Raw genomic sequence first — 11158 nt, forward strand, 5'->3', positions numbered from 1 at the left:
CACTCGGAAATCGCGCCGCAGCTCAGTTCGCGCGGCCCGGGTCGTTGGGGTGCGACTGCAGGGGGGTGACCACCGCGGTCATCCAAGGCCACAGGGGCAGGCTCCCGAGGACCTTCTCACGCAGCTCCGTCTCGTCATCGGCGCACCACACCCCGATGCTCCGCAGCTCTCCGACCGGACGCCACAGCCGGAACAGGTGTCCCTGGGCAGCAAATTCCCCGGCCCGCACCGACTCCGCGGCCCGGATCCGGTCGACTTCGGCCTGATCGGTGCCCTCGGGCACGGTGGTGGTGAGCTCGACCAGGAATTCCTTCATGATCTCTTCTCCTCTCGGATCGGTGCCGGGGACGAGGGCTTCGCCGTTGTCCCCGGAAACCGTTTGCGATGCCCCGCAGCCGTTTCCGGCCCAGGCGCCCGCATGGCCGGCTCGTCATCGTCGGACGGCGGCTGTCGCAGGTGCGGGGGCGCCCCGCACAAGCGCCGGGCGGCAGAGGACCATTTCGTCAGGCGGCGGCCTTTAGGATCCCGGCGATCCGGACGACTCGCTCGGCCTGGATACGCGCGGCGGCACGCGCGGTGTCGTCCACCGGGTTGTTGCCCTGGGCGTCGACGTGGGAGGTGCCGTAGGGGTTGCCGTCCACGAACTTCTGCGGGTCGGTGAAGCCGGGGGTGACGGTGATGCCACCGAAGTGATGGATGGAGGTGTACAGGGCAAGCAGCGTCCCCTCCTGGCCGGCGTGCGCCGTGGCGGAGGACACGAAACCGCTGTAGACCTTGTCCACGAGCTTGCCCTCGGCCCACAGGCCGCCCAGGGTGTCGATGAACTGCTTCAGCTGCGCGGAGACGTTGCCGAACCGAGTCGGCGTGCCGAACAGCACCGCATCGGCCCACTCGACGTCCGCAACGGTGGCCTCGGGGATGTCGGCGATGGCGGCCTGGTGGGCGGCCCAGGCCGGGTTGGAGTCGATCGCCGCCTGCGGGGCGAGCTCGGCGACCTTCAGCAGGCGTACCTCGGCACCCGCCTTGAGGGCCGCGTCGTGCAGTTCCTTGGCGAGCTCTGTGATCGTGCCGGTGGACGAGTAGTGAATGATCGCGAGCTTGACGGGAGTGGTCACGGGGGTGGCTCCGTTCAAAGGGAAGGCTTTGGACGGTCGCAGTAGACGACCGGTCGCCTAATTTAGGCGACCGGTCGTCTTGTGTCAAACGTGAGCGGCTGTTCAACCTCCCGGACCGGATGTGGTGATCCTCTCGGTGCCGCTTACCCCGCAAACGCAGTCATCTGGCGGCTGCGGACTTCCTTGCGTCGATCAAGGACGGCCCTGCTGGTCAATGTGGCACGTGGCCCGGTGGTGGATACCGAGGCATTGCTCACAGAGGTGCAATGCAACGGGGGCGGCTGGACGCGGCCCTGGACGTGACCGATCCCGAAGCCCTGCCCGCGGGACATCCGTTGTGGACCGCCCCAGGCGTCCTCATCAGCCCGCACGCCTGGGCCTTCACCTCCGCCATGCTGTCCCAAGTGAAGCGACTTCTCGCCGGCCAGTTGCACCGCTTCGCCAATGGCCAGGACCTGCAGAACACTGTCATGGCAATGCCCGCTGCAGGCTGAGCAGGTCCTCGCCCCTCTCCGCCGCCCCTCCGCCCCCGCTTCAGGCGGGCGGCGAGATCGCCGGGGAGTGAGCTGAACCGCGCCCCAAGACGACCGGTCATCTCATTCTATCTTCTTCCGCCGGTCGCGCGCCCGCAGCGGTGCGCCGCGACTCACCCGGGGCCAAAACTCCTGCCCGCCAAGGGCAGTACGACATTCAGGAGCAGCCATGTCCACTTACCGGGCCTCGAGGCCACCGGCACTCGTAACCTGCGTCTGGTGGAGCGCGAGTTGACCGGCCCCGCCCCGGGGCAGGTACGCCCGCGCCGAGACATGCGGCGTCTGTCACACCGACGTGCTGGCCGTGGAGGGCCTGCGCAACGGCCCTTCCCTTCCCATCCGGGGCACGATTTCGTCGGCGTCATCGACGCCGTCGGGACCGGCGTCACCGCCTGGCAGCCCGGCAAACGGGTCGGCGTCGGCTTCCTGAACGGCCACTTCGGGGAATGCGAGCCGTGCCGTCGTGGCGATATCGGCAACTGCGGCGACCAGGGGGCGGGCGGGAACCACAACCGACGGCGGATACGCGGAGGTGGCCTACGCCCGGGACAGTGGCTGGTGCGGGTCCCCGAAGGGATCTCGGCGATCGACGCCGCTCCGTTACTGTGCGCCGGCCTGACCACCTTCAAGGCCCTCCGGCAAGGCCCCACCCCGGCCGGTGCCCTGGTCGCCGTGCACGGTATTGGCGGCCTGGGGCATCTGGCCTGCAGTACGCGCGCAGCCTCGGTTACCGCGTCGCCGCCGTGGCGCGAAGCACGGAGAAGGAGGCGTACGCGCGGCAGCATGCCCTTCGCCCAGGCGCCGGAGGCCTATGCACGCATGCTGTCCGGCGAGGCCCGCTTCCGCGTCGTGCTCGACACAGCGGCCTGACGTCGGCCAATCGGCAGGCCGGAATCTTGGTGTGCCCGTGCCCGTCCGCTCTTTCCCGGACCGCGACGGCCCCCGGTCCGTTTCGAACCGCGGGCCGTCGGCTTTCCCGTCCGAGGCGTGGTGACGTCACGCCGACGCGCCTCCCGCGCCCTCGGCAGGCCAGCAGGCCCGAATCACTCTAGTTTGGAGTGACTGGTTCTCGGCATGGCTCATACGTGTGAGGCCGGACGCCCGGCTGGAGACACAACCGGGAAATCGTCGACCGGCCGGCTGTCTTGTTCGATCCGCGTGAAGGCCGAACTCAAGTCCCACTTGGAGAATCATCATGAGCGCACCCTCAAAGAAGGTCGCCGTCGTCACCGGTGCGTCCCAGGGTATCGGCGCCGGCCTGGTCGACGGTTACCGCAAGCTGGGCTACGCCGTCGTCGCCACCTCCCGCACCATCGCGCCGTCCGAGGACCCCGACCTCGTCACCGTGCAGGGCGACATCACCGACCCCGCCACCGCCGAGCGCGTGGCGAGCGCCGCGATCAAGCGCTTCGGCCGCATCGACGCCCTGGTCAACAACGCCGGTATCTTCGTGGCCAAGCCCTTCCACGAGTACACGCAGGAGGACTACGACGCCGTGACGAGCGTGAACCTGTCCGGGTTCTTCCGCATCACCCAGCTCGCGGTCGAGCGCATGCTTGAGCAGGGCAGCGGACACATAGTCCAGATCACCACCAGCCTGGCCGAAAAGGCCAGCTCCGATCTGCCTTCCGTGCTGGCTTCGCTGACGAAGGGCGGCCTGCAGTCCGCGACGAAGAGCCTTGCCATCGAGTACGCCGCCCGCGGCATCCGCAGCAACGCGGTCGCGCCAGGCGTCATCAAGACGCCGATGCACCCCGAGGAGTACTACGAGACCCTCGGCGCCATGCACCCGGTCGGCCGGATGGGCGAGGTGAGCGACGTCGTCGACGCGGTCCTGTACCTCGAGAACGCGCCCTTCGTCACCGGCGTGATCCTCCACGTCGATGGCGGCCAGAGCGCCGGACACTGACATCGCACATGTGACAGGGACACCGTATTCCGCGGCGCACCAGTCACATGCGAGCGGCACCCCGCGGCACCGGCTCCGGTGCCGCGGGGTGCCCGCGTACCCACAGTGTTTCAGAGCTGCGCGGTGATCCGCTGCAGTGTCCGGGCAACAGGTTCCTGCTTCGCCTGGCGGTACCCCGTACCCGCCCACAGGTGGACCAGCCGCGCGTCGCCCGCCGCGGCGGCGGCCTTGCGCAGCTCGGCGGTGAGGTGGTGCACGGCCGGATACCCCGCCGGCGCCACGGGATCGTAGAGGTCCGTGAAGTGGTTGCGCAGGGCACGAGCGGGTCGGCCGGTGAAGGCGCGCGTCAGGGTGGTGGTGTCAAAGGCCGGATCCGCCAGGGCCTGCTTGTGTGTTGCGGACGCTCCGCTCTCGTCCGTGCGCAGCAGCAGGGTGCCGATCATCGTGGCATCAGCCCCCGCGTGCAGCGCGGCCGCCGCATCCGCGGAGGTGGCGATGCCGCCGGCCGCGATGAGCGGCAGTGCGGTAGTCTGCCGCACGCTCGCAACCAGATCGGGCAGCGAGGCCGGGCTCAGCGGGCGGTCCGGGGTGAGCGTGCCCGAGTGACCGCCGGCGGCGGATGCCTGCAGGATCAGTGCGTCGACCCCTTCCTCTGCCGCCTGGCCTGCCTCGTCGGCCGATGTGACGGTCTGCAGGACGATGGTGCCGGACCGGCGCAACGCCGTGACGACCGCCCGGCTGGGGATGCCGAAGGTGAACGACACCCACGGGACAGCAGCTCCGACGACCAGGTCGATCTTCTCCGCCCAGCCGTCGTCGTCCTCCACCGGTGCGTCATCGTTCAGCCTCAGCCCGTAGCGGTCGGCTTCGGGCTGCAACGTGCGCGCGAAGCGGCCGTAGTCCTCGACCGAAATGGGCACCGGGTCGCCCGCGAACAGGTTGACCCCGAAGGGAAAATCCTCCGCCTGCAGGGCTCGTATCTGTTCGGCGAGCGCGTCCGCGGTCTTGTAACCTCCCGCCAGGAACCCCAGGCTGCCCGAACGGGCGGCGGCCGTGACCAGTTCGGGCGTGCCTGCGCCACCGGCCATCGGCGCGGCCAGCACCGGCAGTTCGAGTCCGATGTCAGACAGCAGACGGCTCATGCTGGGCTCCTTCTCCACTCCGGCATGCAGCAGTGTGTGCCGCTCGCCGGCCGGTCGCCAAAGTCGAACACGTCCGACGACGGCGCCGGGTGCGTCCCTCCTCCAGGGCCACACGTATGACGCTAGCCTGGAAGGCGGGCTGGTGAATTGCCGATTAGGCTGGCTCCATGCACAGCAGGCATCGATAGCCGAGAGGTGCTGACGACCATGGAGGTCGAGCTGCGTCACCTGCGGGCCTTCACCGCTGTGGCACGTTTGCACTCCTTCTCCCGCGCCGCCCAGCAGCTGTCGATCACGCAGCCGGCCTTCAGCCGCACGATCGCCCAGCTGGAGACCGCGCTGAGCGTCCGCCTGCTCGACCGCACCTCGCGACAGGTGGAAATGACAGACGCCGGCGCGGAGTTCCTCCTGCACGTGGAGCGTGTCCTCGCCACCTTCGACCAGGCGCTGGCCGCTGCACGCCGCATGGTCACGCTTCGGCTCGGATTCAGCTGGCTGCTTCCGGACCCCTGGGCCCAGCACACCGTGAGCGACTTCGAGGCAGCCACCGGCGCATCGGTCGTTCTGACGCGTACCGACGATCCGGTGCAGGCCCTGCAGCAACGGACCGTCGATATCGCCGTGGTCCGCGGCGACGCCTCCCCTCCCCGGCCGGTACGGACGCTTCTCCTGTTCGACGAGGCCCGCGTCGCCGTATGCGCCCGGCAGTGCGCCCTGGCCGGACGCGGCCGGCTGGACTGGTCCGAGGTGCGGCAGTGGCCCCTGGTCGTCAACACGGTCAGCGGTACCACCGGTCCCTGGTCCTGGCCCTCCGCGCAGCGACCGGTGAAAGTCGTCGAGACCACCAATTACGACGAGTGGGTGGAAACAGTGGCGGCCGACCGGGGTATCGGCGTCGTTCCCGAACTGGCGCAGCGGCGGACCCGGCACCCGGCCCTGCGATTCATCGCCCTGACCAACGCGCCACCGATCCCGGTCAGGCTCATGTATCTGCCGGACGGGCCTCAGACGCTCATCCGCCGGTTCGTCGAAGCCGCCGTGGCGGTGTCGCGCCACGAGAGCACTCACACCCAGGGGAAAACAACAGCGACGATGCCGAACCGGCATGGATGTCGAGCAGAGAACATTTCCCGCACACCACCGAAATGATTAGCGTGGGGGATCCGAACGAGGAAACACGTTGGTGAGGGTGAGAATGACGAGCACGGAGCTGCTCCGCCAGGAGTGCGCGATCACCGTACTGGGCGGCCCCACGGCCGTGATCGACATCGGCGGCATACGGCTCGTCAGCGATCCGACGTTCGACAAGCCCGGTCCGCACGGCTACCTGACCAAGACGGCCGGGCCGGCGGTCGAGGAGAGCGCCCTGGGCGCCGTCGACGTGGTGCTGGTCAGCCACGACCAGCACCCTGACAACCTCGACGAGCGCGGCCGGGCGTTCGCCGAAGCCGCGCCGGTGGTCGTCACCACCCCTACCTCCGCTGCGCGGCTCGGCGAGCAGGCCGTCGGCCTGTCCCCGTGGAGCAGCCACTCCGTGCCGCGTCCGGACGGCGACAGCGACCTCATCGTCCTCGCGGTTCCGGCGGTCCACGGTCCCGAGGACGGGGAGCGTGATGCCGACGGCAACGTCAACTGCGAGGTCACCGGTTTCGTACTGTCCGGGCAGGGGCTGCCCACCGTGTACATCAGCGGTGACAACGCCTCCATCCGCGCGGTGGCGGAGGTGTCCCGCCGCGTACCGGGCATCAGCGCCGCGCTGCTGCACGCGGGAGCGGCTCGCGTGCCAACGAAGTCCGACGGCCGGCCATTGTCCATGGACAGCCGTCGGACGGCGGCCGCGGCCGCGGTCCTGGACGCGGAGATCGTCGTGCCCGCGCACTACGACGGCTGGACGCATTTCTCCGAAGGGCTCGACGACATCCGGCTGGCCTTCCACGAAGCAGGCCTGTCGTCACTCCTGCGCATCACTGCGCATGGATCGTGGGTGGCCTTGCGTCCGTGACACGGTCCGCCCGGGGCCAGCGCCCCGGCGGCGCGCCGCCCGGCCTGCCGCCTTGACAGGCGCACCATCCCACCAATGTACTTGATATGACAAGCATGGTCCCGGCTGTCACCGGTCGGCACTGTCCTCCTTCGCTGTCAGTACACTCGAGAAGCTGGTCAATGATCAACCACGACCCGGTACCGGCGGCGGCGCACCTGCTTCACCTCGGATGCCCGGCATCGTGGTCAGCCGTCTCGGCGGCAGGACTGCGCACCGCGACCTTTCGGCTGGCACCGGGACGCCCCCCGTTATCTTCTTCGCGGTCCTGCAAGAGGGCCGCTGGCCTCCGGGCCCGGCATGACTGTGTCCCCCTGTCGAACGGATGACCTGGGGGGTGGTGCCACCGGGCCCGGGAGGTGCCGTCGGAGACGCTGATGAGAGGCCCGGCCACCGCCCGGTCCGGCGCAATGCCGGACAGCTCGCGGACGGCAGGTCTGCATAACGTGGATGCGCACGTACGACACCACTGCCAAGGCCGGCACGTTCAACTCCCCGGAAAGGGCACGATGTTCGACACCGAAGACGTGGGCGTGTTCCTCGGCCTGGACGTCGGAAAGACCGCTCACCACGGCCACGGGCTCACCCCGACCGGGAAGAAGGTCCTCGACAAGCAGCTGCCCAACAGCGAGCCGAAACTGCGGGCCGTCTTCGACAAACTGACCGCCAAGTTCGGCACCGTACTGGTGATCGTGGACCAGCCCGCCTCCATCGGCGCCCTCCCGCTGACCGTGGCCCGGGACGCGGGCTGCAAGGTCGCCTACCTGCCCGGCCTGGCGATGCGCCGGATCGCCGACCTGTATCCGGGCGAGGCCAAGGACGCCGCCGTGATCGCGGACGCGGCCCGCACCATGCCGCACACCCTGCGCTCCCTGGAACTGACCGACGAGATCACCGCCGAGCTGACCGTGCTCGTCGGCTTCGACCAGGACCTCGCGGCCGAAGCGACCCGCACGTCCACCCGGATACGCGGCCTGCTCACCCAGTTCCACCCCAGCCTGGAACGCGTCCTCGGCCCCCGCCTGGACCACCCCGCCCTCACCTGGCGCTGGAACGCTACAGCTCCCCGCCCGCCCTGCGAAGAGCCGGCCGCCGCAGACTCGTCGAGGTGATCCGGCCGAAGGCCCCGGGCGCTCCTTGCGCGAACGTGGCCTGGGCGGGGTCCGGCTGGTCATCTCCGACAGCCACAGCGGCCTGGTGGCAGCCATCCGCAAGGTCATGCTCGGCGCCGCCTGGCAACCACCGCAACGGCTATGCCCGCGCGAGTGGGACACCCGGGCCGGCACCATCGAACTGGCCGTCCCAAGCTCAGGTCTGAGTTAGAGGTTGTTGTCTTTCCGGGCTTGAGGACTGTGTTCTCGCTGGTCAGGCATAGGGTCGGCGGTCTCGTGGCAGTGGTGACGTGTCGTGTCGTTACTTTGGTGGAGGTCGAGGATGCCGTCGGTCGTGGGACTGCTGGAACAGCGTGAGCTCACCGCTCGCCGTTGTGTCGACGATCTGCGGGAGGAGGTCGACCGCCTCCAGGCGGAGCTGGCCGTGGCTGAGCGGGAGTGGAACGAGTGGGTCATCGCCCGCTCACGCGTTGGCGAGGTACTGGCCCCGGGTAACGACGCCGTCGTCGGCTCCGCTGCCTCCGAGGGTCTGTCGCTCCGAGGGTCTGTCGGCTCCCGGTGTGCAACCTGCGCGGCCCGAACCGGCGGAGGCGGCGAAGCCGAAAACAGTGGTGCCGGTGTGGCGCGCGGGGCTGGCCTGGTCGGCGCTGTCGGTGGACTACCAGCGCATCCTGCAGGCCCTCAGCGACCGTAACCGACTCGGTCAAGGAGCGTTGACATGCCAGGAGATGGCCGCCTGCTTCGGCCTGGACCCCGTACCGGGAAAGGTGGAGGCACTGCGATCGAAGGCCAAGCGGCTGACGGCGCGCGGCTGGCTGATCGAGCCGGCACCTGGCCGATTCACGCTCGCGAAGGACGTGGCCGGGCAACGCGGCGGGTCATGAGCATCGTCATCGACCAGTAGACCATCGCCTCCGCGCTGGCGATGGAACGCTCGAAGTCGCGCACGAGACGGCGACTTCGCATCAAGTGGGCGAAGAACCGCTCGACGATCCACCGCTTGGGCAGCACGACGAAGCCGCGCATGTCGTCGCTGCGTTTGACGATGGCGAGGACCAGGGCGAGGGCCGCGAGGCAGTACTCGACGAGGCTGCCGGTGTATCCGCCGTCGGCCCAGACCAGGGCCAGCAGGTGGTGCGCGGCAGTGACCTGGGTGAGCAGGACCTGGGCCGCGGCGCGGTCGCCCACATCCGCTGCGGTGACCATCACCGCGAGCAACAGGCCAAGGGTGTCGACCACGACGTGCCGCTTGCGCCCGTTGATCAGCTTGCCGCCGTCGAAGCCGCGGCTTTCAGAGCCGACGACCGCGTCCGCTTTGACCGACTGCGAGTCGATCACGCCCGCGCCCGGCTCCGAGTCCCGCCCGGCCCGCTCGCGGACCAGGCGGCGGAGCCGGTCGTGGAACTCGCGGACCAGATCGTGGTTGCGCCAGCGCCGGAAGAACGCGTAGACCCGGTCCCACGTGGGAAGTCGGCAGGCATGGCCCGCCACTTCGTGCCGTTGTCGACCAGGTAGCGGATCGCGTCCAGCATCGCGCGATGGCAATAAGCCTCCGGTTGCCCGCCCCGGCCCCGCAGCCAGCCCGGCACCGGCAGCAGTGGCCGGACCACCGCCCACTCGGCGTCCGACATGTCGGTGGGATACCGACGCTCGCGCGCCCCGTGGTCTTTGGCGTTCCCGAACCTGTGAGCCAGACAGTCACACGCGAGAGTGGCCGAAGTGGACCCCACTCCCGCGTTGCCGTAGAAATGCGACAACAGGGCCTCCTGGACCGCACGTTGGCTTCGACACTCTTCGAGCTACCAAGAGGCCCTGCTCTCATGCACGGCAGCCGCCGCAGTCACCCGACCGACTGACTTCTCGACGAGATCGGGACGACGGCAGTCGCGTCGCTTCTCGTGATCGCTGGGACGGACAAATTCGCACTGCCCTCCAGGTAGACGGTCGGCTTGGTGACGCCCCGAGGCCGCCTCGCGGGTTTGAGCCCGGTGTCGCGACTGACGAACCTGGCGAAGAGTCGTGTCCTACCGGCTCGAGGCGCGGCCAACCGCCCCCGCTACGTCCTACCTCTCCTCCGGCTCCCAGGCGCGGAGCAGGTCGAGCAGCCCTGCGTCTCCGTCAACGTGCAAGGAGTCGGCCTGGATCCGGTCGTACAGGTAGAGGACCAGCTCACTGGCCGTGCCGTGGACAGAGGCGCCAGCTGCGTCCGAGTCCTCGCCGGTCGCGGCGGTGGGCGCGGGGATGCGGGTGGTGCGTGCGCCGTCGCCGTCGACGGTGAGGCGCCAGGAGCGGCCCTCGGCGGCGTGGAAGTCGAAGGCTGTGGGCTTGTGCGGCCAGGCACTCGGCGTTGCGCAGACGGTGAACAGGAACTCCTCCACACCGTCGAGTGCCAGCTCGACTGGCAGCGGCTGCGGGGCGCCCCCGGCGAGCTGGGCGTCGTAGGTGTGCACCGCGGTCTCCTGGACCCGGTGCCGGGCGGTGCCGCCGGCGGTCTGCGGTGACTGCGACGCGGGCCACCACGTCCAGCAACCGCTCTCCGGTCCCGCCGCGCGCAGGGCGCCCAGCAGAAGCTGCGTCGACGCGTCCAGCCAGGCCAGCAGGGCCTCACGCTCCTGCGGCACTTCCAGCGCGGCGCGCGCGGCGACGGCCTCGGCCGGGGGCGCGTCGGCGGGCCCCGCGCCGACGATGGCGGCCCAGAAGCGGTCTCCCCCGCCCAGGTGCTTCACCAGATCGAACAGCGTCCACCCAGGGCAGGTCGGCACCTGTGCGTCGAGACCGGGCGCGGCGGCGACCACGGCGCGGAAGGCGGTCGACCGTTCATCGATCAGTCGCAACAGGTCGGGGAACTCAAGATTCTCTTCCACGCCGGATGTCTATCACCGTGCTCCGGTGATCGGACAGCGATTTTCACAGTCGCCGCCGGTTGGCCATTGCGGACGTCCTCGCCTCCCACCGCTCGGGTGACAAGCTGCGCATTGCTGCGAGGACGCTGGGTGGTGGCGGTACGCCAGGCGTCGTGCCTGTGGGCGCTCTGGCCTCGCCACGCGGCCTGGCACCTCGGCGACGTGACGTCCACCCGGTGCGCGCGGTCATGCTGCCGCTCGATGTGATGGACGCGGAGGTCACGACGGCGAGGGAGGACCGGTCGGGTTGGGAGTTCATGTGACTCCCGTTCGACCAGCACTCCTCAAGTTCGGAACAACAACAGCCACTGAGCTTGGCGTTTAACCTCGCTGCTGTTTCAAGCGGACATGTTCGGTGAGGGTTTCGGCTCGTTTCACGGTCTTCCCGGGTTCGTGGTGCGGG

The 11158-nt window shown here is 69.3% G+C and carries 10 protein-coding genes and 5 pseudogenes; 9 read left to right on the forward strand and 6 right to left on the reverse strand.

Annotated features, from left to right (window positions below; all coding sequences use genetic code 11):
* Positions 1 to 22: 22 nt before the first annotated feature.
* Both ACZ7OO_RS42770 and wrbA read right to left on the reverse strand, forming a co-directional pair.
* Positions 23 to 316: a muconolactone Delta-isomerase family protein gene (locus tag ACZ7OO_RS42770; RefSeq protein WP_471512796.1), complete on the reverse strand. Its 294-nt coding sequence runs from the start codon at positions 314 to 316 to the stop codon at positions 23 to 25.
* 187 nt (positions 317 to 503) lie between these two features.
* Positions 504 to 1115 carry an NAD(P)H:quinone oxidoreductase gene (gene wrbA, locus ACZ7OO_RS42775; protein WP_471512797.1) on the reverse strand — a complete coding sequence of 204 codons (612 nt, stop codon included), beginning with the start codon at positions 1113 to 1115 and terminating at the stop codon, positions 504 to 506.
* Between the two features lie 109 nt (positions 1116 to 1224).
* On the opposite strand from wrbA, the pseudogene ACZ7OO_RS42780 reads away from it, so the two are divergent.
* The 3 genes and pseudogenes from ACZ7OO_RS42780 to ACZ7OO_RS42790 all read left to right on the forward strand — a co-directional run.
* Positions 1225 to 1609 (forward strand): annotated as a pseudogene (locus tag ACZ7OO_RS42780) (NAD(P)-dependent oxidoreductase); the annotation flags it as partial.
* A gap of 258 nt (positions 1610 to 1867) precedes the next feature.
* Positions 1868 to 2518: an alcohol dehydrogenase catalytic domain-containing protein gene (locus ACZ7OO_RS42785; RefSeq protein ID WP_471512798.1), complete on the forward strand. Its 651-nt coding sequence runs from the start codon at positions 1868 to 1870 to the stop codon at positions 2516 to 2518.
* 325 nt (positions 2519 to 2843) lie between these two features.
* Complete coding sequence (locus tag ACZ7OO_RS42790) at positions 2844 to 3557, forward strand: SDR family NAD(P)-dependent oxidoreductase (RefSeq protein WP_471512799.1); 714 nt, start codon at positions 2844 to 2846, stop codon at positions 3555 to 3557.
* A 110-nt stretch (positions 3558 to 3667) separates the two neighbouring features.
* Here the strand turns inward: ACZ7OO_RS42790 and ACZ7OO_RS42795 are convergent, their stop codons facing one another.
* Positions 3668 to 4699 (reverse strand): nitronate monooxygenase, encoded by a 1032-nt coding sequence (locus tag ACZ7OO_RS42795; RefSeq protein WP_471512800.1) that lies wholly within the window; start codon positions 4697 to 4699, stop codon positions 3668 to 3670.
* A 207-nt stretch (positions 4700 to 4906) separates the two neighbouring features.
* Here ACZ7OO_RS42795 and ACZ7OO_RS42800 point away from each other — a divergent pair, with 207 nt between their 5' ends.
* The 5 genes and pseudogenes from ACZ7OO_RS42800 to ACZ7OO_RS42820 all read left to right on the forward strand — a co-directional run bounded on the left by ACZ7OO_RS42800 (position 4907) and on the right by ACZ7OO_RS42820 (position 8736).
* A complete protein-coding gene (locus tag ACZ7OO_RS42800; RefSeq protein ID WP_471512801.1) occupies positions 4907 to 5848 on the forward strand; it encodes a LysR family transcriptional regulator in 942 nt (313 codons plus the stop codon).
* 46 nt (positions 5849 to 5894) lie between these two features.
* Positions 5895 to 6701 carry an MBL fold metallo-hydrolase gene (locus ACZ7OO_RS42805; protein WP_471512802.1) on the forward strand — a complete coding sequence of 269 codons (807 nt, stop codon included), beginning with the start codon at positions 5895 to 5897 and terminating at the stop codon, positions 6699 to 6701.
* 548 nt (positions 6702 to 7249) lie between these two features.
* Positions 7250 to 7869: pseudogene (locus ACZ7OO_RS42810) on the forward strand (IS110 family transposase); the annotation flags it as partial.
* A 5-nt stretch (positions 7870 to 7874) separates the two neighbouring features.
* Positions 7875 to 7979: pseudogene (locus ACZ7OO_RS42815) on the forward strand (transposase); the annotation flags it as partial.
* 195 nt (positions 7980 to 8174) lie between these two features.
* Positions 8175 to 8736: pseudogene (locus ACZ7OO_RS42820) on the forward strand (hypothetical protein).
* Here ACZ7OO_RS42820 and ACZ7OO_RS42825 read toward each other — a convergent pair.
* From ACZ7OO_RS42825 to ACZ7OO_RS42835, 3 genes and pseudogenes are all read right to left on the reverse strand, one after another.
* Entirely contained in the window at positions 8693 to 9343 is a 651-nt protein-coding gene (locus ACZ7OO_RS42825) for an IS5 family transposase (RefSeq protein WP_471512803.1), read from the reverse strand. The pseudogene ACZ7OO_RS42820 and the gene ACZ7OO_RS42825 overlap by 44 nt on opposite strands.
* Positions 9344 to 9369: 26 nt before the next feature.
* Positions 9370 to 9483, reverse strand: a pseudogene (locus tag ACZ7OO_RS42830) (IS5 family transposase); the annotation flags it as partial.
* Between the two features lie 432 nt (positions 9484 to 9915).
* Complete coding sequence (locus ACZ7OO_RS42835; RefSeq protein ID WP_471512804.1) at positions 9916 to 10716, reverse strand: maleylpyruvate isomerase family mycothiol-dependent enzyme; 801 nt, start codon at positions 10714 to 10716, stop codon at positions 9916 to 9918.
* Positions 10717 to 10775: 59 nt separating this feature from the next.
* On the opposite strand from ACZ7OO_RS42835, the gene ACZ7OO_RS42840 reads away from it, so the two are divergent.
* Entirely contained in the window at positions 10776 to 11018 is a 243-nt protein-coding gene (locus ACZ7OO_RS42840; RefSeq protein WP_471512805.1) for a hypothetical protein, read from the forward strand.
* Positions 11019 to 11158 lie beyond the last annotated feature (140 nt).

It is taken from the genome of Streptomyces sp. NPDC111744 (assembly GCF_055634995.1).

Bases quoted from the DNA above. Each gene is read 5' to 3' on its own strand.
- ACZ7OO_RS42770 (WP_471512796.1), bottom strand. From the start codon at position 316: ATGAAGGAATTCCTGGTCGAGCTCACCACCACCGTGCCCGAGGGCACC.
- ACZ7OO_RS42790 (WP_471512799.1), top strand. From the start codon at position 2,844: ATGAGCGCACCCTCAAAGAAGGTCGCCGTCGTCACCGGTGCGTCCCAG.
- ACZ7OO_RS42795 (WP_471512800.1), bottom strand. From the start codon at position 4,699: ATGAGCCGTCTGCTGTCTGACATCGGACTCGAACTGCCGGTGCTGGCC.
- ACZ7OO_RS42800 (WP_471512801.1), top strand. From the start codon at position 4,907: ATGGAGGTCGAGCTGCGTCACCTGCGGGCCTTCACCGCTGTGGCACGT.
- ACZ7OO_RS42805 (WP_471512802.1), top strand. From the start codon at position 5,895: ATGACGAGCACGGAGCTGCTCCGCCAGGAGTGCGCGATCACCGTACTG.